General features: G+C 75.0%; 16 protein-coding genes and 1 pseudogene. 8 read left to right on the top strand and 9 right to left on the bottom strand.

The window, feature by feature from the left end; translation table 11 throughout:
- Window positions 1-23 precede the first annotated feature (23 nt).
- Genes BS73_RS23750 through BS73_RS23740 form a run of 3 tightly spaced genes read left to right on the top strand, consistent with a single transcriptional unit; the run spans window position 24 to window position 3,662 of the window.
- Window positions 24-1,232: a glycosyltransferase family 4 protein gene (locus tag BS73_RS23750; RefSeq protein ID WP_235215506.1), complete on the top strand. Its 1,209-nt coding sequence runs from the start codon at window positions 24-26 to the stop codon at window positions 1,230-1,232.
- On the top strand, window positions 1,225-2,511 hold the full coding sequence (locus tag BS73_RS23745; RefSeq protein ID WP_037575674.1) for a lipopolysaccharide biosynthesis protein: 1,287 nt from the start codon (window positions 1,225-1,227) through the stop codon (window positions 2,509-2,511). Before BS73_RS23750 ends, BS73_RS23745 begins: the two co-directional genes overlap by 8 nt.
- Window positions 2,508-3,662 carry a glycosyltransferase family 4 protein gene (locus tag BS73_RS23740; RefSeq protein WP_037575671.1) on the top strand — a complete coding sequence of 385 codons (1,155 nt, stop codon included), beginning with the start codon at window positions 2,508-2,510 and terminating at the stop codon, window positions 3,660-3,662. The genes BS73_RS23745 and BS73_RS23740 overlap by 4 nt, the downstream gene beginning before the upstream one ends.
- 414 nt (window positions 3,663-4,076) lie before the next feature.
- Here BS73_RS23740 and BS73_RS34990 read toward each other — a convergent pair whose 3' ends face one another.
- Genes BS73_RS34990 through hutU form a run of 5 tightly spaced genes read right to left on the bottom strand, consistent with a single transcriptional unit; the run spans window position 4,077 to window position 10,766 of the window.
- On the bottom strand, window positions 4,077-5,300 hold the full coding sequence (locus tag BS73_RS34990) for a cellulase family glycosylhydrolase (protein WP_152617700.1): 1,224 nt from the start codon (window positions 5,298-5,300) through the stop codon (window positions 4,077-4,079).
- A gap of 42 nt (window positions 5,301-5,342) precedes the next feature.
- Window positions 5,343-6,518, bottom strand: coding sequence for an imidazolonepropionase (gene hutI, locus BS73_RS23730; RefSeq protein ID WP_037575668.1), 1,176 nt, complete (start codon window positions 6,516-6,518; stop codon window positions 5,343-5,345).
- Window positions 6,515-7,867 (bottom strand): formimidoylglutamate deiminase, encoded by a 1,353-nt coding sequence (locus tag BS73_RS23725; protein ID WP_037575666.1) that lies wholly within the window; start codon window positions 7,865-7,867, stop codon window positions 6,515-6,517. Before BS73_RS23725 ends, hutI begins: the two co-directional genes overlap by 4 nt.
- Window positions 7,858-9,108: an allantoate amidohydrolase gene (locus BS73_RS23720; protein WP_051940370.1), complete on the bottom strand. Its 1,251-nt coding sequence runs from the start codon at window positions 9,106-9,108 to the stop codon at window positions 7,858-7,860. The genes BS73_RS23725 and BS73_RS23720 overlap by 10 nt, the downstream gene beginning before the upstream one ends.
- Window positions 9,109-9,113: 5 nt before the next feature.
- Window positions 9,114-10,766, bottom strand: a complete 1,653-nt coding sequence (hutU, locus tag BS73_RS23715; RefSeq protein WP_037575664.1) for a urocanate hydratase — start codon at window positions 10,764-10,766, stop codon at window positions 9,114-9,116.
- 207 nt (window positions 10,767-10,973) lie between these two features.
- Here hutU and BS73_RS23710 point away from each other — a divergent pair, with 207 nt between their 5' ends.
- On the top strand, window positions 10,974-11,684 hold the full coding sequence (locus BS73_RS23710) for a hypothetical protein (protein ID WP_037575661.1): 711 nt from the start codon (window positions 10,974-10,976) through the stop codon (window positions 11,682-11,684).
- On the opposite strand, the gene BS73_RS23705 is transcribed toward BS73_RS23710, so the two are convergent.
- Window positions 11,606-13,141 carry a N,N-dimethylformamidase beta subunit family domain-containing protein gene (locus tag BS73_RS23705; protein ID WP_037575658.1) on the bottom strand — a complete coding sequence of 512 codons (1,536 nt, stop codon included), beginning with the start codon at window positions 13,139-13,141 and terminating at the stop codon, window positions 11,606-11,608. The genes BS73_RS23710 and BS73_RS23705 overlap by 79 nt on opposite strands.
- 93 nt (window positions 13,142-13,234) lie before the next feature.
- Window positions 13,235-13,789 carry a hypothetical protein gene (locus BS73_RS23700; protein WP_037580799.1) on the bottom strand — a complete coding sequence of 185 codons (555 nt, stop codon included), beginning with the start codon at window positions 13,787-13,789 and terminating at the stop codon, window positions 13,235-13,237.
- A 223-nt stretch (window positions 13,790-14,012) separates the two neighbouring features.
- On the opposite strand from BS73_RS23700, the gene BS73_RS34985 reads away from it, so the two are divergent.
- Complete coding sequence (locus tag BS73_RS34985) at window positions 14,013-16,211, top strand: NEW3 domain-containing protein (protein WP_051940366.1); 2,199 nt, start codon at window positions 14,013-14,015, stop codon at window positions 16,209-16,211.
- 210 nt (window positions 16,212-16,421) lie between these two features.
- Entirely contained in the window at window positions 16,422-17,135 is a 714-nt protein-coding gene (locus BS73_RS23690) for an SH3 domain-containing protein (protein ID WP_037575655.1), read from the top strand.
- Window positions 17,136-17,201: 66 nt separating this feature from the next.
- On the opposite strand, the gene BS73_RS23685 is transcribed toward BS73_RS23690, so the two are convergent.
- Window positions 17,202-18,125, bottom strand: coding sequence for a MurR/RpiR family transcriptional regulator (locus BS73_RS23685; protein ID WP_051940364.1), 924 nt, complete (start codon window positions 18,123-18,125; stop codon window positions 17,202-17,204).
- 239 nt (window positions 18,126-18,364) lie between these two features.
- Here BS73_RS23685 and BS73_RS23680 point away from each other — a divergent pair, with 239 nt between their 5' ends.
- On the top strand, window positions 18,365-18,763 hold the full coding sequence (locus tag BS73_RS23680) for a hypothetical protein (protein ID WP_037575649.1): 399 nt from the start codon (window positions 18,365-18,367) through the stop codon (window positions 18,761-18,763).
- 54 nt (window positions 18,764-18,817) lie between these two features.
- Window positions 18,818-19,672, top strand: coding sequence for a formate dehydrogenase accessory sulfurtransferase FdhD (fdhD, locus tag BS73_RS23675; protein ID WP_037575647.1), 855 nt, complete (start codon window positions 18,818-18,820; stop codon window positions 19,670-19,672).
- 799 nt (window positions 19,673-20,471) lie between these two features.
- On the opposite strand, the pseudogene BS73_RS39865 reads toward fdhD, so the two are convergent.
- Window positions 20,472-21,626 (bottom strand): annotated as a pseudogene (locus tag BS73_RS39865) (diguanylate cyclase domain-containing protein); the annotation flags it as partial.
- Window positions 21,627-21,684 lie beyond the last annotated feature (58 nt).

Here is a 21,684-nt window from a genome sequence, read left to right as displayed (position 1 = left end):
ACGGCCGGCCCCGGATCCTCCTCGTGAGCCACTACTACCCGCCGCATCTGGGCGGGATAGAGGCGGTGGTGAGCCGCGAGGCGGCGCTGCTGACCCGGCGCGGAGCCGAGGTGACGGTGCTGACCAGCGCTCCCGGCGGCGCCTCGGGCGAGCCGGGAACGGCGTGGCCGGGGACGGGCGCGGACGCGGAGGCGGCGGGAGCCGCACCGAGAGTGGTCCGGGTGCCCGCCTGGAACGGCGTCGAGCGCCGTACCGGGGTGCCGTTCCCGGTGCTGGCGCCTTCGGTGCTGACCGCCGCCGTCCGCTGGGCCCGCTGGGCGGACGTGGTGCACATCCACGACTGCCTCTACGTCACCTCCTGGGCGGCCGGTCTCGCCGCCGCGCTCACCCGCACCCCGCAGCTGACCACCCAGCACGTCGGGCTGGTCGACCACCCCTCCGCCGCCGTGGTCGCGGTGCAGCGGGCCGTGTACGGGACGGCGGGGCGCGCGCTGCTGCGCCGGGCCCGCACCGTCTTCACCCTGAACGCCGAGGTGGCCCGGTTCGCCGAGGGCTACCGGGCCCGGGCGGACCGGCTGCGGCACCTGCCCAACGGCGTCGACACCGAGCGCTTCCGCCCGGCCGCCGGCCCCGCCGAACGGGACGCCGCCCGGACGGCGCTCGGGCTGCCCGCCGACGGGCGGCCGCTGGTGCTCTTCGCCGGGCGGCTGGTGCCCAAGAAGGGCTTCGACCTTCTGCTGACGGCCCGTCAGAAGCCGGGTGCGGGCTGGGACCTGGTCCTCGCCGGGGGCGGCGACCGGGAGGCCCTCGCGGCCGCCGCCCGGCTGCCCGGCGTCCACTGCCTGGGCGCGCTGCCGCAGGAGCGGCTCGCCGAGGCCTACCGGGCCTGCGACGTCTTCGCCCTGCCTTCCGTCTCCGAGGGCTTCCCGCTGAGCGTGCAGGAGGCGATGGCCTCCGGACTGCCGGTGGCGACCACCGACGACCCCGGCTACGCGCCGTACCGGCTGGACCGCTCCTCGATCAGCCTGCTGCCGCGGACCCCGGAGGCCTTCCGGGACGAGCTGGACCGGCTGGCGGGGGACGCCGGCCTGCGGGCCCGGATGGGCGGGTACTCCCGCCGCTACGCCGAGACCGCCTTCAGCTGGGAGGAGCACGCGGAGGCGCTGCTGGAGCGCTACCGGGAGGCCGCGGGCGCGGGAGCGGTGGCGGTCGCGGTGCCGGGCGATGGTTAGGGGCCTCCGCACCGGCCGCGCCCACGGCCGGCACGCCCGCCCCCCGGAGCAGGTCTACCGCAACTCCTTCCTGCTGCTGGCCTCCTCGGGGACCACCGCCGCGCTCGGCTTCCTCTTCTGGGTGGTGGTCGCCCGCTACTACAGCCCCTCCCAGGTGGGCCTGGCCACCTCGCTGATCTCGGCGGTCTCCTGGATCTCGTATCTGAGCCTCCTCGGACTGAACACCACCCTGATCCGGTTCCCCGCGCCGGGCGAGGCCAGGAACGGCCAGATCACCCGGTCCCTGCTGGTGGTCGGCGGCCTCGCGGCCGTGGCCGGCACGGTCTACCTGGCGGGCCTGCCGCTGTACGCGCCACGGCTGCTCTTCGTCCGCCACCACCCCTGGGGGCTGGCGCTGTTCGTGCTGGCCTGCGTGTGCGCGGGCGGCAACCTCCTCACCGACTCGGTGTTCACCGGCGCCCGCGTCCCCCAGTACAACGTGCTGGTCGACGGGCTGGTCCAGGGCCTGGCCAAGCTGGCCCTGCCGATCGCGCTGACCGGGATGGGCGCGCTCGGCATCGTCGGCGCCTCCGGCGGCGGCTACGCGGTGGCGGCGGCCGCCTCGCTGCTGCTGATGCACCGGCGGCTCGGCTACCGGCCCCGGGTGCGCGGCCGGGGCACCCGGCTGCGCGAGCAACTCGGCTTCTCCGCCGCCAACTACGTCTCCAGCCTCCTCGACCTGATCCCGCTGCTGGCGCTGCCGCTGATCGTGCTGCAGCGGCTGGGCTCGGCGGAGGCCGGCTACTACTTCGTCGCCTTCCAGATCGCGGCCCTGGTCAACTCGGTGTCGCACGCCGTGGGCGACGCCCTCTTCGCCGAGGTCTCCTACGACGGGGCCCGGTTCGGCGCGCTGCTGCGCCGCTCGGCGGCGATCACCGCCGGGGCGCAGTTCGCGGCCGCCGCGGTGGTCGCGGCGGCGAGCGGACTGCTGCTCCGGCTGTTCGGCGGCGGCTACCAGGAGCACGCCCGGACGCTGCTGGTGGTACTGGCGGCGGGCTCGCTGGCGGTGGCGCTGAACTACTGGGCGTCGGTGGTGCTGCGGCTGGCCGGGCTGATGACCGCGCTGATGCTGAGCCAGGCGCTGTACGCGGTGGTCGCGGTGGGGCTGGCCTACGCCTGGGCGCCGCGCGGGCTGGTCTGGCTGGGCTGGGCGTGGGGCGCGGGCAACCTGGCCTGCGGGCTGACCGCGCTGGCCGCGCTGGCGGTCTGGCGGTACCGGCGGCGGGAGGTGCGCGGATGAGGACGGTGGCCGTGGTCGCCCCCTACTACCCGCCGCAGGTCGGCGGGGTGGAGCGGTATGCCGCCAGACTCGCGCGAGCGGCGGCCGGGCAGCCGGACCTGCGGCCGGTGGTGATCACCACCCGGCGGGGCCTGCGGACCACGGACACCGTGGAGGACGGGGTGCGGGTGCTGCGCCTGGGCGCCTGGCTGCGGGTCTCCAACACCCCGCTCAGCCCGCTGTGGCCGCTCCAACTCCGGTACTGGCTGCGGCGGCTGGACGTGCGGCTGGTCACCGCGCACGCCCCCGTGCCGGGTCTCGGCGACCTCGCCGTGGCGCTCTCCGGGCGGCGGCGCCGGACCCTCCTCACCTACCACGCGGGCTCCATGGCCAAGGGCAGCGCGGCCGCCGACCTGCTGATCGGCGCCTACGAACGTCACGTCCTGCCACGGGTCTTCGCCCGCTGCGACGCGCTGGTCTCGGTCTCCCCGGTGTCGCTCGCGGACGCCGTCCCGGGGAGCGTGCGGATCACCCCCGGGGTGGACACGGCGGTCTTCACGCCCGGCCCGCCGCCCTCGCGCCGGCCGCCCACCCTCCTCTACGTCGGGCGGATCGACCGCTCCTCGGCCTGGAAGGGCGTCGACGTGCTGGTCCGGGCCTTCGCCGAGCTGGCGGAGGAGGTCCCGGAGGCCCGGCTCCGGCTGGTCGGCGGCGGCGACGCGCTCGCCGACCACCTGCGGCTGGCGGGCGCACTGGGCGTGGCAGGGCGGGTGGACGCGGACGGCGAGCTGTCCGGCCGCGCGCTGGTGGAGGCGGTACGCGGGGCAGCCGCGTTGGTGCTCCCCTCCCGCACCGAGGCGGAGTCCTTCGGCATGGCCCTGATCGAGGCGATGGCCTGCGGAACGCCGGTGGTCGGCTCCAGGGTGGGCGGCATTCCCTCCGTCGTCACGGAGGGCGAGACGGGCCTGCTGGTCCCTCCGGGCGAGCCGGCGGCCCTCGCCGAGGCGTGCCGCCTGCTGCTACGCGACGCGGAGTTGTCCGACCGCCTCGGCGCGGCGGGCCGCGAAGCGGCCGAGCGCGACTACGCGTGGCCCGACCTCACCACCCACCACCTCCACCTCTGGCGCGAGCTGCTTGCGCAGCCCCGAGCGCAGCGCCGAAGGCGCAAGTAAGGGGCGCGGGGAACTGCGCGGCCCGCGCGCAACGGCGCCGCACCCGGCAACGGCCACCGGGTTGCAACCCGAACTCCGCTGCCGAGTGCGGCAGAGTGCATGGCTGGCCGCGCAGTTCCCCGCGCCCCCTACTTGCGCCTGCGGCGCTGCGCCGGGGGCGCGACATCCCGCCCCAGTCGGGTACGGCCACCGGGTTGCAACCCGAACTCCGCTCGCCTCTGGCGCGAGCCGCTGGCGCAGCGCCGCAGGCGCAAGTAAGGGGCGCGGGGAACTGCGCGCCCGGCCCACTACGGCGCCGCAGCCGGGTACGGAGTCCGGGTTGCAGCCCAAGCGCCGTTGCCGGGTGCGGACCGTAAGCGGCGGGCCGCGCAGTTCCCCGCGCCCCTGATTCGCCCTTCGGGCTCACCGGGGCGCTCAGCGCGGCGCGCGGCGCTCGTACGCCGCGATGGACTGCTTCAGCGCGGCGAACGCCGGTTTCGCTGTGCCGTCGTACTCGCGGAGGCCGTAGAAGAGGGAGCGCTGCTGCCGCTGCGCCGGCGTGCCCGAGTCGCGGTCGGAGAACCAGAAGACCGCCGCCACATGCGGGTTGGCCGCCGCCGCGGGAATCGTGTCGCGGGCGATCGAGGCCTGCCAGGACTCGGTGACATGGCTGGCGCCGGCCGGGATGTGCGTCCCGTCCGCCGCCGACCTCGGCCCGTCCGTCGGCGCCCCGGTCTCGGTGATCCAGATCGGCAGATCGGGCGTGCCGTACCGGTCCAGGATCTCCATCAGGTTGTCCTTGGTGGAGCTGATCCGCTGGAAGGCCGTGCCGAACGAGGTCGTCGCGCTCGGCAGGTACGGATAGGTGTACGGGTGGTAGCTGATCGCGTCCACCAGCTTGTTGGCGCCCAGCCTGCACACCGCCTCCAGGAAGGAGGTCTGCGAGACATAGTGGGTCGCCGGGTCGGTGGCCACCGCCGCCAGCCCGCCCAGCAGCAGGAAGGCCTGTGGGTCGGCCGAGCGGATCGCCCGGGTGCTCGCCCGCAGCAGCGTCGTGTACGCCGCCGGGTCCGGCGCCGGCGCCCAGTACGGGAGGTTCGGCTCGTTCCAGATCTCCCAGGTGTGGACGCCCATCGGCCCGTACCGCTGGGCGGCGTCCCGGGCGAACGCGGCGAAGGCCGCCGGGTCGGCCGGCGGGCAGGACTGGTCGGTGCGGCAGGAGGCCTCGCGGGCCCACTGCGGCGTGTAGCCGATGGTGGCCAGGACCTTCAGATGCCGGGCGTCGGCCGCCTTCACCACCCGGTCGAAGCGGTGCCACTCGAACTCGCCGGGGCCGTCCGGCTGGATGTCGTTCCAGGAGAGGTCGACCCGGATCCAGGACGCGCCCAGGGTCACGGCGTCGTTCAACCCCTTGGCCAGCTCCTGGTCGGACATCCAGGTGAGGGTATCCGCGTAGGACAGGCCGATCCGCAGCGGCGCCCGCTGCGCCGCCGCGGACGGCGAGGCGCTCGCCGGGCTCGGCGACGAGAGCGTCCGGGCGAACGTCTTCGACGAGCCCCCGGGCGTCGAGGTCGCGGCGGCGATGGCCGTCACCGCCGCCGACACCACGAACGCGACCAGCCCCACCAGCAGGCGCTGCCGCCTCCCCCTAGTACGCATGCGCGAAAGCTTAGAGGAAAAGGCTCTGCGGGTGGTTCGTGATCACGCTGCGACGCCCGCGCGCCAGACCGCCGAGGTGAGCGGGACCCCCGGCCGGTACGACAGATGGACGTGCGAGGGGGCGTCCAGCAGCTGGAGGTCCGCTCGCGCTCCGGGCCGCAGCACTCCCACGTCCGTACGGCGCAGCGCCCGCGCGCCGCCGGCCGTCGCGGACCAGACCGCCTCGTCCGGGGTCATCCCCATCTCGCGGACGGCCAGCGCCACGCAGAAGGCCATCGAACTGGTGAAGCTGGACCCGGGGTTGCAGTCCGGCGAGAGGGCGACCGTCGCGCCCGCGTCCAGCAGCCGCCGCCCGGACGGGTACTGACTGCGCGTCGAGAACTCCGCCCCCGGCAGCAGGGTGGCCACCGTCGAGGAGGAGGCCAGCGCGTCCACGTCGGCGTCCGTGAGGTGGGTGCAGTGGTCGGCCGAGGCCGCGCCCAGCTCCACCGCGAGCCGCACGCCCGGCCCCTCGCCCAGCTGGTTGGCGTGCACCCGCACGCCCAGCCCCCGCTTCGCTCCCGCGCTCAGGATCGCCCGGGCCTGGTCGCCGTCGAAGGCGCCCCGTTCGCAGAAGACGTCCACCCAGCGGGCGTGCGGGGCGCAGGCGTCCAGCATCGGGCCGGTGACCAGGTCCACGTATCCGGCCGGGTCGTCGGCGTAGTCCGGCGGGACGATGTGCGCGCCCAGGAAGGTGGTCTCGTCCGCGTGCCGGCCGGCGATCCGCAGCGACCGCTCCTCGTCCTCGACGTTCAGCCCGTAGCCGGACTTGCACTCCAGGACGGTGGTGCCCTGCCGCAGCGCCTCGGCGACGTACCGCCGGACGTTGGCGTCCAGCTCCTCGTCGGTGGCCGCCCGGGTGGCCGCCACCGTGGTCCGGATGCCCCCGGCCCGGTACGGCTGCCCGGACATCCGGGCGTTGAACTCGGCCGTCCGGTCCCCGGCGAAGACCAGGTGGGAGTGGGAGTCGACGAAGCCGGGCAGCCCGGCCCGGCCCTCGGCGTCGACCCGCGTGTCGGCCGGCGGGGCGTCGGCGGAGGCGCCGACCCAGGCGATCCGCTCCCCGTCCAGCACCACGGCGGCGTCCGTCAGCAGCCCGAGCGGGCCGCCGTCGCCGCCCTCCGCCTCGGGGTCGTTGGTGACCAGCGAGCCGATGCCGGTGATGAGAGTGCTGCTCAACGGTCTCCCACCTTCTCGATCGCGCGCCGCAGCGCCCCCGCCACTCCCGGAACGAGCTGGTGCTCGCCGTCGCGGACCACGATCCGACCGCCGACCACCACGTCCCGGACGTCCGCCGCGGTGGCCGAGAAGACCGCGGTCTCGGCGGCCAGCCGGGCCGGCGGGCCGGCCGTGCGCACGGTCTCCAGGTCCACCGTGCAGAAGTCGGCGAGCGCCCCGGCCGCCAGCCGCCCGGCCTCCGGCCAGCCCAGCGAGGCGTGGCCGTCCTCGGTCGCCGCCCGGAGCAGAGCCGCCGCCGTCCAGTGGCCGCGCTGACGGGTCCTCAGCCGCTCGTCCAGCTCGACCGCCCGGGCCTCCTCGAAGAGGTCGACCACGGCGTGGCTGTCGCTGCCCAGCGACATCGGCGAGCCGGCCTTGGTGAGCTCCCGCGCCGGCCCGATGCCGTCGGCGAGGTCCCGCTCGGTGGTCGGGCACATGCAGACCACCGTCGAGGAGCCGGAGAGCAACCGGACGTCCTCCTCCGTGAGGTGGGTGGCGTGGACGGCCGAGGTGCGCGGGCCGAGCACCCCGTGGTCGGCGAGCAGCCGGGTGGGGGTGCGGCCGTGGGCGGCCTGGCAGGCGTCGTTCTCCGCGGTCTGCTCGGAGAGGTGGACGTGCAGCGGCGCCAGCCGCTCCTCCGCCCACCGGGCGACGGTCGCCAACTGGTCCGACGGGACGGCCCGTACGGAGTGGACGGCGGCGCCGATCCGGGCGTGCGGGTGCTCCTTCAGCCCGGAGGCCCGCTCGGCCCAGGCATCCGCCGTGCCGTCGGAGAACCGCAGCTGGTGGTGGTCCGGCTCGGCGCCGAAGCCGGCCGAGAGATAGCAGGTGTCCAGCAGGGTGATCCGGATCCCGGCCCGCCGGGCGGCCTCGATCAGCGCCTCGCCCATGGCGTTCGGGTCCTCGTAGCGGACGCCGCCGGGGGCGTGGTGGAGGTAGTGGAACTCGCCCACCGCGGTGATCCCGGCCAGCGCCATCTCGGCGTACGCGGCGGTGGCCAGCTCCAGGTAGAGCTCGGGGTCCAGCGCGGCCGAGGTCCGGTACATCACCTCCCGCCAGGTCCAGAACGTCCCGCTACCCACCTGCACGCTGCTGCGCAGCGCGCGGTGGAAGGCGTGCGAGTGGGCGTTGGCCAGCCCGGGGAGGGCGAAGCCGGTGAGGACGGTGGCGCCGGCCGGGGCCGGCCCGCTGTCCGGGGTGACGGCGGCGATCCGGCCGTCCGCCCCCACCTCGATCAGCACGTCCTCCTCGACCGTCGGGTCGATCCAGGCGTACGGGGCCCAGTAGCGGGTCACGTCATTCACCGGCATGCGAGCGACTCCAGTACCTCGGCGAGTGCGGCGGTTCCTGCCACGCAGTCCTCCTCCTCGGCGAACTCGCTCGGTGAGTGCGAGACCCCCGTGGGGTTGCGTACGAACAGCATGGCGGTCGGCACGGCCGAGGAGAGGATTCCCGCGTCGTGTCCCGCACCCGTCGGCAGCACCGGGACGCCGATTCCCGTGCTCTCCTTGAGGATCGAGCCCACCCGGTCGCGCAGCCCCAGATCGAAGTCGACCACCGGGGTGTACGACTCCCGGGTGACGGCCAGCCCGACCCCGTCCCGCTCGGCCCGCTCGCCGGCCGCCTTCTCGATCTCGGCGACCAGGGCGTCCAGGGTGGCCTCGTCGGCGGCCCGGGAGTCCAGCCAGCCGCGCACCATGGACGGGATCGCGTTGACCCCGTTGGGCTCCACGGCCACCTTGCCGAAGGTGGCCAGGGCGCCGGCCAGCCGGGCCTTCTTGCGGGCGGCCAGCACGGTGTTGGCGTAGGTCAGCATCGGGTCCCGGCGGTCCTCCAGGCGGGTGGTGCCCGCGTGGTTGGCCTCTCCGGCGAAGTCGAACCGCCAGCGCCCGTGCGGCCAGATCGCCGAGGCGACGCCGACGGGGTGCGGGGTGTCGGCGAGACACCGGCCCTGCTCGACGTGGAGCTCGACGAAGGCGCCGATCCGGGCCAGCCGCTCGTGGTCGGCCCCGATCGCGGACGGGTCCTGCCCGGCCCGCTCCATCGCGTCCGGCAGCCGCACCCCCTGCGCGTCCCGCAGCTCGGCGGCCTGATCGGGCGTCAGGACGCCCGCCGCGAGCCGGGAGCCGACGCAGGCCACGCCGAAGCGGGCGCCCTCCTCGTCCCCGAAGTTGACGATCGCCAGCGGGCGGCGCGGGGCCGCCCCGCGCTCCCGCAGGGCGTCCACGGCGGCGAAGGAGGACACCACGCCGAGCGGTCCGTCGAAGGCCCCGCCGTCCGGGACGGAGTCCAGGTGGGAGCCGGTGACCACGGCGTCCGTCCCCTGGCGGTCGCCCCACCAGGCCCACTGGTTGCCGTTCCGGTCCACCTCGTAGGCCAGTCCGCGGGCGGCGGCCTGCTCCTGGAACCAGGCGCGGCACTCGGCGTCGGCGGCGGTCCAGGCGTACCGGCGGTAGCCGCCGCTGCCCTGGTACCGGCCGACGGGCAGCAGCTCCCGCCACATCCGCCGGTGGGCGTCGGCGAAGGCGCCGTCCGTCTGACGAACCGTCATCGGTGCTACTCCCCCTCGCGCATGGGGACGCGGACCCCGCGCTCGTCGGCGACCCGGTCGGCGATCTCGTAGCCGGCGTCCACGTGCCGGATGACGCCCATCCCCGGGTCGTTGGTCAGCACCCGGCGCAGCTTCTCCCCGGCGAGCGCGGTGCCGTCGGCCACCGAGACCTGCCCGGCGTGGATGGAGCGGCCCATGCCGACCCCGCCGCCGTGGTGGATGGAGACCCAGGAGGCGCCGGAGGCGACGTTCACCATGGCGTTGAGCAGCGGCCAGTCGGCGATCGCGTCCGAGCCGTCCAGCATCGCCTCGGTCTCCCGGTACGGGGAGGCGACCGAGCCGCAGTCCAGGTGGTCGCGGCCGATGGCCAGCGGGGCGCTGATGGTGCCGTCGGCGACCATCTCGTTGAACCGCTCGCCGGCCTTGTCCCGCTCGCCGTAGCCCAGCCAGCAGATCCGCGAGGGCAGGCCCTGGAAGTGCACCCGCTCGCCGGCCATCTTGATCCAGCGGGCCAGCGACTCGTTCTCCGGGAAGAGGTCCAGGATCGCCTTGTCGGTGGCGGCGATGTCCTTGGCGTCGCCGGAGAGGGCGGCCCACCGGAACGGGCCCTTGCCCTCGCAGAACAGCGGCCGGATGTACGCCGGGACGAAGCCGGGGAAGTCGAAGGCCCGCTCGTAGCCGGCCAGCTTGGCCTCGCCGCGGATCGAGTTGCCGTAGTCGAAGACCTCGGCGCCGGCGTCCTGGAAGCCGACCATCGCCTCGACGTGCCTGGCCATCGACTCGCGGGCGCGCTGGGTGAACTCCTCGGGCTTCTCGGCCGCGTAGGCGGCCATGTCGTCGAAGTCGACGCCCACCGGGAGGTAGGACAGCGGGTCGTGGGCCGAGGTCTGGTCGGTGACGATGTCGATCGGGGCGCCGTCCGCGAGGAGCTGCGGCAGCAGCTCGGCGGCGTTGCCCAGCAGGCCGATGGAGAGCGGCTTGCGGGCGTCCCTGGCCTCGGTGGCCAGCTGCAGCGCGTGCTTGACGTCGTTGGCCTTGACGTCCAGGTAGCGGTGCTCGATCCGGCGGTCGATGGCCCGCGGGTCGCAGTCGACGCAGATCGCCACGCCGCCGTTCATGGTGACGGCGAGCGGCTGGGCGCCGCCCATCCCGCCGAGGCCGGCGGTCAGGGTGATGGTCCCGGCCAGGGTGTCGTCGAACTTCTTGGCCGCGACGGCCGCGAAGGTCTCGTAGGTGCCCTGGAGGATGCCCTGGGTGCCGATGTAGATCCAGGACCCGGCGGTCATCTGGCCGTACATGGTGAGGCCGAGCTGCTCCAGGCGGCGGAACTCCTCCCAGTTGGCCCAGTCGCCGACCAGGTTGGAGTTGGCGAGGAGGACCCGCGGGGCCCACTCGTGGGTCTGCATGACGCCGACCGGGCGGCCGGACTGGACGAGCATCGTCTCGTCCTGCTTCAGCGTCTGGAGGGTCCGCAGCATGGCGTCGAAGGAGCGCCAGTCGCGGGCGGCCTTGCCGGTCCCGCCGTAGACGACGAGCTTCTCGGGGTGCTCGGCGACCTCGGGGTCGAGGTTGTTCTGCAGCATGCGGTAGGCCGCTTCCTGCTGCCAGCCAAGGGTGTTGAGCTTGCTCCCGCGCGGCGCGCGAACGGTCCGGCCCATGCTCCGACCTCTCCGGCGGGCCGCTTCGCCCGCCACCTGCTGGATAACTTCATTCACAACGTCAGGCTCTGAATGTAGCCGTACACAGCAGCCGAGTCCAGACCCCCCGCCCCGGGAGCCGGGGTTCACGCGTCGGCGCGCCGAAGACCGGGTGAACTCGGCGGTGCCCTGCCGCCTCCCCCGGCCCGGAGCGCATACCGTCGGAGGATGGCCGAGCGGACGGGCGAGCGGACGGGCGAGCGGGCGGCGGTGCAGGCCGCGGCGCTGGTCGCGGCGGTGACGCTGGCCGCCGTGCCCTGGGCCGGGGCCGCGTTCGTCCCCGCCCACCGAGTGCTGGCCCGGGTCCTCGGGCAGGGACTGCGGCTGGTCGGGCACAACGACTGGTCGTACGCGGCCTCCATGGGCGAGGTCTACGCCTGGCTCGGCGTCTGGCTGGGGCTGGCCGCGCTCTGGGCGGCCGCGGCCCTCCGGCCCGGCCTCCGGCGGCCCGCGCTGGCCGGTCTGGGAGCCCAGCTCCTCGCCGGGGTGGTCGCCTCGGCGGCGGTGGCGCTCGTCGAGTGGGGGCCGGCCGGGCTCGCCGAGGCGGCCGGCCCCGGGCTGCTGCGGGTGGCGGACCTGGGCTCGCCCTGGTTCTCCTGCCCGGCGGTGCTGCTGGCCGCGGCCTGGTGGGAGACCGCGTCCCAGCCGGACTCCCGGCCGGGGCGCCGGCCCGCGGCGGCCGGGCTCGGCTATGCGGTGCTGCTGGCCGCCCTGCTGGTGACGGGCGCGGCGGTCGGCGCCGGGTGGTTGCTGCTGCTCGCGGCGGTGGCCGCCACCGGCGTGCTGCCGCGATCGCCGTCTCAGTCGCTGCCTCGGCCGCTCGCCGTCATCCGCCGCAGCAGATTGCGGGTGGCGCGCTGGATGCGGGGATCGGCGTAGCCCGGGCGGTCCAGCCCGGCGGGCCAGTTGAACGTGCCCGCGACGAAGAACAGCGCCCCGCGCCCGGTCCGGTAGAGGCTGGTGTGCTGGGTCAGAGTCGCCTCCGCACGGCCGTGCGGCCGGTACGGGGAGGCCGAGAGGAGCACCTGCTCGACGGCGGCCGCCGGGCGCGGCGCCGCCTCGTCCAGCCCGTCCGCCTCACCGCCGACGATCCGCGGGACGGCATGGCCGTCCGCCACCCCGGTGCCCGCCCAGAACCAGTGCCGCGACCGGGCCACCACCAGCGGCACCTCGGTCCGCGGGATGCCGTTGTACTGCACGCCGAGCAGCCGCTGCTCGGCCTCCTCGGAGTGCCGGCCGAGGTCCCGCCAGCGGCGGGTGGGACCGCCGGGGCCGGGCGCGGGGTCGGGATCGGTCTTCCAGCACTCCACGGTCCGCGCCCCGGCCCCGGGGAAGCGGACGTGCCAGTACACGTTGTTGGCGCCGAGGAAGGCGACGCTGGTCCCCCCGTCCACCGCCGCGGCGACCGCCTCCCGCATCGGGGCCGACCAGTACTCGTCGTGTCCGGTGAAGACCACCGCCCGGTAGCGCGAGAGGTCCGCCGTCCCGTCGTGGAGGTCGGTTCCCGCCGCGTACACCGCGTCCGCCCCGAAGCCCTCCCGTTCCAGCCACCGCACAGCGTGGAAGTCCATGTCGGCGCGCTGTGGAAGACCGATCCCGGAGTACGGCCGGTCGAAGGAGACCTGACGCGCCCTCAGCCCGTAGGCCATGGCCGCTCCCGCCGCGTCCACCGGGGTGCCGGAGGCCTCGGCCGCCCCGCCGGAGGGGTCGTGGCCGTAGCCGTAGTAGAGGCTCCTGCCGGTCCGCCCGTCCAGCGGCCACTGGTTGTACGCCTGGTAGGTGGCGAACGGCAGGACCACCAGCAGGCCCGCCCGGCGGCCGTCGTCCCGCACCACGAAGGGGGCGTAGCTCCGGTGCCCGCTCTCGGCGGTGAAGGCCGCCAGATACGAGCCGGACGGCCATCCCCGCGGGACCTCCAGCCGCCAGCCGACCGGCCAGTCGCAGCGGATCAGCCCGGTCCGCGGGTGGGGCTCGGGCACCGGATGCTCGGTACCGCGCAGTTCCGGACTGGCGGCCAGCAACCGGGCCCCGCCGTCGGCGCCGCCGCCGTCGACGCGGTGGACGGTGATCCGGTAGCGGCGGGCCGGCCGGGTGCTGACGTGGAAGTCGAGGACGCCGCCGACCGGGACGCTCGCGGCCGAGGCGTACCCCTTGATCTGCGCCGACCGGTCGTCCACCGGCAGAGTGCCGCCAGAACCGATCCGCCAGCCGTTCCCCGCCGCGTCGCCACCGGCGGAGGACTCGCCGGCCGCGAAGGCCGCCGCCCCGGCCCCGGCGGCGAGGACGGCGACGGCCGAGAGCGCGGACAGCGCCGAGCGGCGCGGCAGATCGGGCACACCGCGAAGCTATGCCACCGGGCCGCGCCGGAGGTGTCGGCCGCCTTCCGGCACGCCGTCGGCGGGCCGTCGTCCGGGTGAACCGCCGGGCGCTCAGCGGGCGTCCCGGCCCGCCGCGGGGCCGGTGGTGAGGAACGGGCCCAGCGCCCCGCGGCGGCGGGCGAGCCCCCGCCCGTCGGCGACCGGCGCCCACACCAGTCTTTCCGTCCGCCGCTCCTGACGCCGCATCAGCAGCGCGGAGAGGCCCAGGCCCAGACCGGCACCGAACAGCAGCATCCCCAGCGCCGGGCCGGTCGCGATGCCGGTCACGCAGCCCGCGACCCCGCCGGCCAGGATCCAGAGGCCGTGCGCCCGGCGCATCCGGGCGCGGGTCAGCGCGACCGGCTCCAGGGTGACCGCGTACCCGGCCCGCTCGGCGTCCGCCGCCAGCCGGGACATCAGCCGGCGCCGGTGCAGCAGACCCGCCGCGAAGCCGAGGACGAGCAGCCCCGAGCCCACCTTCAGCCAGACGAAGGCGTTCAGCACCAGGACCGGCACCAGCGATCCGGCCGCGCCGCCGAGCAGCCCCGCCCAGAGCAGCGCCGCCGCCACCGTTCCGCGCAGGATCGAGACCCGCGCCAGCCCATACCTTCCGCGTACCGCTCTCACGGCGGCAGAGGCTAGGCGGCCTTCCTGAAAGAGGCCTGAGAACGGGATGAGGAGGGACTGTTGACGGGGAAACCGGAATGCGCGAATCTGCTCGGACGCAGCCCGAGTGATGCAGCTTCACGCATCACGGCCGGACGCAGCACGACACAGCACCGCACAGCACGGCAGCACGGCAGCACGGCAACGCCCCGACGTTCCGACATCCGATGCGAGGAAGCGTGTGATGCCCAGACACCCCCGGAAGCTCCGCCTCGGCGCGCTCGCCGCCACCGCGGTCGCCGCTCTCGCCGCCGCCGCGCTGGCCGGCGCCCCCACCGCCGCGGCGAGCACCGCCACCGCCGCCACCACCACCGCCGCGAGCAGGACGACCGCCGGCTCCTACAACGGCCTGGCCCTCACCCCGCCCATGGGCTTCAACGACTGGGCGAAGTACGGCTGCAACATCAATGCCGACCTCTTCACGAAGACCGGCGACGCCCTCGTCGCCAAGGGCCTGGCCAAGCTCGGCTACGACTACGTCAACGTCGACGACTGCTGGATGCAGAAGACCCGGGACGCCGCCGGCCACCTCCAGGTGGACACCACCCGCTTCCCGGACGGCATGAAGGCCGTCGGCGACCACCTCCACGCCGAGGGCCTGAAGTTCGGCATCTACGAGGACGCCGGCACCAACACCTGCCAGGGCGCCGCCGGCTCCTACGGCCACTTCGACACCGACGCCGCCGACTACGCGAAGTGGGGGGTGGACTACCTCAAGCTGGACTACTGCTACCAGCCGCTCTCCGACTACCCCGGCAAGACCCCGGCCCAGGTCGCCCAGATCGTCTACACCCAGGCCAGCCAGGCCCTGCTGAAGACCGGCCGCCCGATGGTCTTCTCCGAGTCCGCCCCGGCCTACTACTACGACGGCCAGGACTTCTGGGACATCATGAAGTGGATCGGCCAGGAGGGGAACCTCTGGCGGGTCGGCGACGACATCGCCGACAACTGGTCGAGCGTGCTGACCAACTACACGCAGACCTCCACCCCCGGCCTCGCCCGGTACGCCGGCCCCGGCCACTGGAACGACGCCGACATGCTGGAGACCGGGAACCCCGGGCTCACCCTGACCGAGCAGCAGTCCCAGTTCACCCTCTGGTCCGAGCTAGCCTCCCCGCTCCTCCTCTCCACGGACGTCGGCGCCCTCTCCGGCGCCCCGCTGGCGATCGTCTCCAACAAGGACGTCATCGCCGTCGACCAGGACCCGCTGGGCAGGCAGGGCACCGTCGTGCAGTCCTCCCCGGCCGGCTCCGCCACCCCGTACGACGTCCTCAGCAAGCCGCTGGCGAACGGCGACCGGTCCGTCGTCCTCTTCAACAAGGCCGACATCGCGCAGACCGTCTCCACCACCGCCGCCACGGCCGGCCTCCCCGGGGGCGGCGACTACACCCTGAAGAACCTCGTGACCAAGGCCCGCACCCGGACCACCGGCACCATCGCGGCCACCGTCCCCCCGCACGGCACGGTGATCTACCGGGTCTCCCGGGGCGGCGGCACCGCCGCGCCCGCGACCGTGGTCGGCCTGGGCCAGCGGGACTTCCCCGGCGGCAAGGCCGTGACGGTGCCGGTGTCCCTCACCGATGACGGGCCGTCACCGCTGAAGGGGGCCGCGCTCTCCCTCTCCGCCCCCACGGGCTGGACGGTCACCCCGTCCCGGGCCCGGATCGGCGACGTCCTGCCCGGCCACTCGGCCACCGCCGAGTTCACCGTCACCGCGCCCACCCCGCCCGAGGGGAGGTCCACCAGCACCCTCACCGCCACCGCGGCGTACACCGCGGCCGGCGAGCGGCTCGGCTCCGCCGGCGAGGAGACGGTGAGCTACGACCTCCCGTACACCAGCCTGGCCCACGCCTTCGACGACGTCGGCGTCAGCGACGAGAGCGACACCGCCCCGGGGAACTTCGACGGCGACGGCGACAGCTACTCCGCCCAGGCGCTGGCCGCGGCCGGCGTCACCCCGGGCGCGACCCTCAGCGCCAACGGCTACACCTTCACCTGGCCGAGCGCGGCGGCCGGCGCCCCGGACAACGTCGCGGGCGGCTCGCCGACCATCGAACTCAGCGGCAGCGGAAGCCGGTTGGCCTTCCTCGGCGCGGAGGCCGGCTTCACCTCCGACACCGTCACCGTCCACTACACCGACGGCAGCAGCTCCACCGGCACCCTGGGCTTCCCCAACTGGTGCTGCGGGGCGACCGACAGCTACGGGGCGAAGACGGCCTTCACCACCGACCACCGGAACACCCCCACCGGTCCGGCCAACTACGGGGTCTCGTACCGCCTCTACACCAACGCGATCCCGCTGACCGCGGGGAAGCAGGTGGCGAGCGTGACGCTGCCCTCGTCCAGCGCGATCCACGTCTTCGCGATGGCCGTCCAACCGTAGTCTCACCCGGTCTCACCGGATTCCGAACGCACGGGGCGCCAGGGCAGCGCAGCGGAGGGCCGCGCGCTGCCCTGTGCGGGTGAAGGGTGGGCCGCGGGGATGTCCGATTACCGGTCGGAACGGTTCAGGCAGGTCGGAAGGCCGGTCGCGGGTCGCGCCGGTCGTTCCGCTTCCCGATCAGTCCCCGTCCCACCGAAAGGGAGCCACCCGATGTCGCAGTCCCCCGCGCCGAGCCCCACCGCCAAGGCGCGCGTCCGCTCCGTCCTCGTCACCGCGATCAGCGCGGCCGCCGTCCTGGCCCTCCCGGCGGGCGCGGCGCAGGCCGCGACGGCCCACCACCGCCACGACGCCGACGACAAGGGCCGCGCCACCGCCGGGCACCCGTCCGCCGGGCACCTCGCGGCCGCCCACCACGAGCGGCTGACCAGGCACCACAAGCCCGGCCACGCCGGCCACGCCGTCCGGCACGACCACGTCGTCCGGCACGGCCACACCCTCACCGGCGCCACCACCCACACCACCGGCAGGACCGTCCACCGCACCCTCCCGACCCACCACAGGCCGGGCCACGAGACGGGCCACGAGACCGGCCACGAGTCCGCGTTGGGGCACGAGTCGGGGCGTCACGAGACCGGCCGCCACGAGACGGGGCGTCACGAGACCGGCCATCACGAGACCGGCCGCCACCACGAGACCGGCCGCAACGCCGAAGGCCGCCCGGGCGAGGCGGTCCGCCACGAGGGCCCCGCGCTCTCGCTGCGGCACGGCCCGGACGCCGACGACCCGGTCACCGGCCTGCTGAAGGCCGGCGACAGGTTCGAGGTGATCCGCGACAACGGCGTGTGGTCGCTGGTCCGGGACCTGCGCACCGGCGCCTCCGGCTGGGTCCGCCTGCCGCACACCCACTCCACCGGCGAGCACTGACCCCCACCGCACCGCACCACCCGGCCCCGGAACCACGGCGGCGCCGCGCCCGGCCCCACCCCGGACTCAGTCCAGGAACAGCCCGCGCGACGCCGCCGTCCGCTCGAACTGCTCCAACCTGGCCTCGGCGTCCGGCAGTTCGTCGCACATCGCCTGCAGCAGCACCCGGCCCAGCATCATCGGCGCGCACGCCGTGTCGAAGACCAGCTGGCTGCCCACCGCCGCCGGCAGCAGCAGATCGGAGAGCCGGGCGACCGGCGCGAACGCGCTGTCCGCCACCGTCACCACGAAGAGCTTCCGGTCCCGCGCCTGCTCCAGCACCTCCACCAGCTCCCGCGGATAGCGCGGCAGCGCGAAGCAGAGGAGGGTGCTCGCCCCGGCGTCCACGGCCCGGTCGAGCCGTTCGGCCAGCATGCTGCCGCCCTCGTCGAGGAGCCGGACGTCCGGGTGCACCTTCCTGGCGAAGTAGCTGAAGCCGGCCGCCTGCGCGGAGGCCGCGCGCAGCCCGACCACCGGCAGCGGCCGGGACGCGGCCATCGCCCGGGCCGCCCGCTGCACCGGCTCCGGGTCGGCGAGCACCTCCGCCAGCCGCTCCAGATTGGCCAGCTCGGAGAGGACCGCCTGCTGGTGCTCGTTCCGCGCGGCCTCGCCCGGCGTCTCCCGGGAACCGGCCGCGGCGGCCTCCGCGCCCTCCGCCAGCCCCAGCTCGCGCAGCCGCCTGCGGAGCGCCGGGTAGCCGTCGAAGCCGAGCGCCACGGCGAACCTGGTCACCGACGGCTGGCTGACCCCGGCCAGCTCGGCCACCTCGACGCTGGACAGGAAGGGGGTCTCCGCGGCGTTGGTCACCAGGGCGTGGGCGATCCGGCGCTGGGTGGGCGTCAGCCGGTGCCCCTCGAAGAGGCGCAGCAGCCGGGTGGACGGCCCCGCCTCGACCACACCCGGCGCGGCACCCGACGCGGCACCCTCCTGTGGCGCACTGGGCACACTCATCGCGATCCTCCGAGGCTGCGGGTGGGTCAAGACTCTAACCGGGACGACCTCTCCCACCAGATCTTTTCCCTCGAAGACCGGGACGACTTACCAGGACGATCCCGTCCTAATGCGCCGGACAGCCCACCCTGAGAAACCCCCGGGCCGCCCCTGAGACCCCCCTGACGCCTCCCTGAGCTTCCCCTGATTCGGCCCCGATCGGACGGCCGCCCCGCCCTCCCGCGACCTAGTCTCGGCTCATGGACCGCGACTCCGTGAGGTACGACGATTCCGTCAAGAAGGACCTGCTCGCCGCCGTGGAGACCCGCAAGGAGCTCGGCGCCGGCTATGAGTCCGAAATCGTGGACTCCTTCCTCGACCGCGTCGAGGACCGACTGGACGCCCGGGTCGAGGAGCGCGTCCGCAGACGGCTCGCCGAGGAGGACGCCGCCGGCATCCGCGAGCGGCGCTCGGGACGGCAGCCGCGGCAGCCGCGCAGCGACGCCTGGTTCGCCGCCTTCTCCCTGATCATCGCGATTCCGCTGACCGCCATCGCCACCACCGGCTTCCGCGGCGGCGGGCCGATCGGGTTGGTGGTCGTCTGGCTGGGGATCGTGGCGGTCAACGTCGCCCGCGCGCGGAGCACCCACCGCGGCTGAGCGGGTGATCGCCGGGCCGGTGTCAGCGTCGCTGGTCTGTGCGAGAGTTGGGGCATGGGTCGAGTCACCGCGCGCCGACGGGTCGTCAGGCTTGCCGACGAACGCCGCGTCATCCGTCCGGACACCCTCGCCGCCGAGGAACCGCTGGAGATCCGGCTGGGCGGCGAGGCGCTCACCATCACCATGCGCACGCCCGGCCAGGACTTCGACCTGGTCGCCGGCTTCCTGGTGGCGGAGGGCCTGGTCGCCGAGGCCGACGAGCTCTCCGCGCTGCGCTACTGCGCGGGGACGGACGAGGACGGCGCCAACACCTACAACGTGATCGACGCGGTGCTGGGCGGGGCGGCCCGCGCCGCGCGGCCGCTCTCCGCCCACCGCAACCTGCTGATGTCCAGCGCCTGCGGGATCTGCGGGCGGGACACCATCGACTCGGTGCGCACCCACTCCCGCTGGGACCTCACGGAGGACCGCACCGAGCTCTCCGCCGACACCCTCTTCGAACTCCCCGACCGGCTGCGCGCGGCGCAGAAGGTCTTCGACTCGACGGGCGGGCTGCACGCGGCGGGGCTCTTCACCGCCGACGGCGAGCTGCGCTGCCTCCGCGAGGACGTCGGGCGGCACAACGCCGTCGACAAGGTGGTCGGCTGGGCGCTGCGGGAGGGGCTGCTGCCGCTGCGCGGGCATGTGCTGATGGTCAGCGGGCGGGCGTCCTTCGAGCTGACGCAGAAGGCGGCGCTGGCCGGCATCCCGTTCCTCGCGGCGGTCTCCGCGCCGTCCTCCCTCGCCGTCGACCTCGCCGACGAACTGGGCCTCACCCTGATCGGCTTCCTGCGCGGCCGCTCAGCGAACCTCTACACCCACGCGGACCGCGTCCCGGCGGAGGCCCCGGCCTCGGCGGCGACCGGCTGAGACCCGGCCGAGATCCGGCTGAGCGGGCCCCGGACCACCCCGCCCCGGACGAGCCCGCAGGGCGCGTCGAGGGGCGGGGGGACCGCGGTCAGTCCGGCGCCGACGCCGGTCCCGACAGCGCGACCGCCAGCAGCGCGCGCAGCGCCGGCGCCACACCGGTCAGCGGCAGGGTCGCCTCGTCGGCGAAGACCTCCAGCAGCCAGCCGCCGGCGACGTTCCGGCCGCCCGCCGCCACCATCGCCCGGTACCCGCCGACCACCAGCACGGCCTCCTCCGCCGGGTCGTTCCCCGGCGCCCCCGCCCGCAGCCAGAACGCGTCCCCCCGCACCGCCCGCGCCGTCAGCGGGTAGGAGCGCAGGTCGAAGACCGCGTCCGGGGCCTCGATGACGGCCCGCTGCATATCGCCGCCGCCCGCAGCGGAGCTCCGCGCCCGCGCGGCGGTCATCCGCTCCACCCCGTACGCGGCGGTCCGCATCAGCTGGGAGCCCGGGGGGACGTAGGAGATCCACCAGGCGACCGCGTCCACCATCCGCGCCGTCGTCTCCGCGACGACCCGCAGCCGCCCCAGGGTGTCCCCCGGGTGCACCCGGTACCTGACCCTGAGCTCGGTGGCGGTGCTGCCGCCGCCGGCCTCGCCGCCCGGCGGCCACGGCCCGGGGAGCCAGGCCTCCCCCGCGGGCGCCTGGGCCGGCACCTGCTTCTCGCTCTCCCCGGCCTGCGCGTCGAGCGGGTATGCGGAGGCGTCCAGCGCCGCCAGCACCGCGCCGACCAGGGCGCCCGGGTTCGCGGACCGGGTGGCCCCGCGGAACCGCCGGCGCTCCCGCGCCGGGATCGCGCCGCCGTTCGGCGGATGGTCGGCGAGCCGTACGACGGCGTCCGGGCTGGCGCCGCGGCCGGCCACCACCGGATGGGTGGCCCGGCCGGCCTTCGCCCGGTACTGGGCCGCGTCGGCCAGCCGGAAGAGCCGGTCCGCGGTGGTCACCGGGCCGATCGAGTCACCGGTGGAGGCGATCCCGCAGGCCACCCCGTGGCCCTCCTCCAGCCGCATGGCGAGGGCGCACAGCTCCTCCGCCACCGCGATCACCTCGTCGGCGCTCGCCCCCGCCGAGACCAGGCAGAACTCGTCGCCGCCGAGCCGGCCGGCCACGCTGCCGGGGAGCTTCGCCCCGCAGAGCGAGAGCTGATTGGCGAATCGTTCCAGCAGCCGGTCTCCGACCTCGTGCCCCTGCTCGTCGTTGACCTGCTTCAGGCCGTTGACGTCGCACATCACCAGGGACACCACGGTGCCGTCGACCCGGTGCCGCTCCAGCGCCTCGTCCAGCCGGGCGTCCACGGCGCGCCGGTTGGCCAGGCCGGTCAGCGGATCGGTGAAGGCCAGCCTGCTGACCTCCTCCAGGCGCTCGCTCTGCGCGAGGCCGGCGGAGATCTGCGCCGCGAGCACCGTGGCGTACTCGGCGTCCCGGTCATCGAAGACCGGGGCCCCGACCGACCGGGCCAGATAGAGCTCGCCCCAGGCGCGCCCGCGCAGCACGATCGGCGCGACCAGGCAGCAGCCGCGCCCGCGCCGGCGCAGCCCGGCGACCCGCTCGCGGCAGAACGGCCCGTTCCGGCTGAGCCCGGGGGCACCCGGCAGGTCGCCGTCGGCGTCCGGCCCTTCGGACGGGTCGTCCGCGGTCTGCACCCAGGCCCGCGGCAGGCCGTCCGAGGTCCAGGGCTCGCCGAGGCCGCGCTGTTCGAGGAAGCGGGCGATCTCCGGATACTCGGCCACAGGATAGGACTCGTCCTCGGGGAGCTCCTCCTCGTCCGGCGACAACTCTCCGTGATTGACCAGGACGCGCAGCCGACCGGTCTCGCGCTCCCAGACGGAGATCGCCGCGAAGGTCGCGTCCAGCGCGTCCATCGCCTGCACGGCCGCCCCGCGAACGGCGTCACGACGGGTCTGGGCTGCGGACATGGCCTGCGTCAACGAGACGACATGACGCAGCCGGGTGTCGCCGCCACCGGAATCGCTA

Source organism: Phaeacidiphilus oryzae TH49, assembly GCF_000744815.1.
GTDB classification, from domain to species: Bacteria; Actinomycetota; Actinomycetes; order Streptomycetales; family Streptomycetaceae; genus Phaeacidiphilus; species Phaeacidiphilus oryzae.
This window is presented reverse-complemented; position numbering and strand designations above follow the sequence as displayed.

Coding starts and splice junctions, on each gene's coding strand:
- BS73_RS23745 (WP_037575674.1), top strand. CDS start 1,225: ATGGTTAGGGGCCTCCGCACCGGCCGCGCCCACGGCCGGCACGCCCGC.
- BS73_RS23740 (WP_037575671.1), top strand. CDS start 2,508: ATGAGGACGGTGGCCGTGGTCGCCCCCTACTACCCGCCGCAGGTCGGC.
- BS73_RS34990 (WP_152617700.1), bottom strand. CDS start 5,300: ATGCGTACTAGGGGGAGGCGGCAGCGCCTGCTGGTGGGGCTGGTCGCG.
- BS73_RS23725 (WP_037575666.1), bottom strand. CDS start 7,867: ATGCCGGTGAATGACGTGACCCGCTACTGGGCCCCGTACGCCTGGATC.
- BS73_RS23720 (WP_051940370.1), bottom strand. CDS start 9,108: ATGACGGTTCGTCAGACGGACGGCGCCTTCGCCGACGCCCACCGGCGG.
- hutU (WP_037575664.1), bottom strand. CDS start 10,766: ATGGGCCGGACCGTTCGCGCGCCGCGCGGGAGCAAGCTCAACACCCTT.
- BS73_RS23710 (WP_037575661.1), top strand. CDS start 10,974: ATGGCCGAGCGGACGGGCGAGCGGACGGGCGAGCGGGCGGCGGTGCAG.
- BS73_RS34985 (WP_051940366.1), top strand. CDS start 14,013: ATGCCCAGACACCCCCGGAAGCTCCGCCTCGGCGCGCTCGCCGCCACC.
- BS73_RS23690 (WP_037575655.1), top strand. CDS start 16,422: ATGTCGCAGTCCCCCGCGCCGAGCCCCACCGCCAAGGCGCGCGTCCGC.
- BS73_RS23685 (WP_051940364.1), bottom strand. CDS start 18,125: ATGAGTGTGCCCAGTGCGCCACAGGAGGGTGCCGCGTCGGGTGCCGCG.
- BS73_RS23680 (WP_037575649.1), top strand. CDS start 18,365: ATGGACCGCGACTCCGTGAGGTACGACGATTCCGTCAAGAAGGACCTG.
- fdhD (WP_037575647.1), top strand. CDS start 18,818: ATGGGTCGAGTCACCGCGCGCCGACGGGTCGTCAGGCTTGCCGACGAA.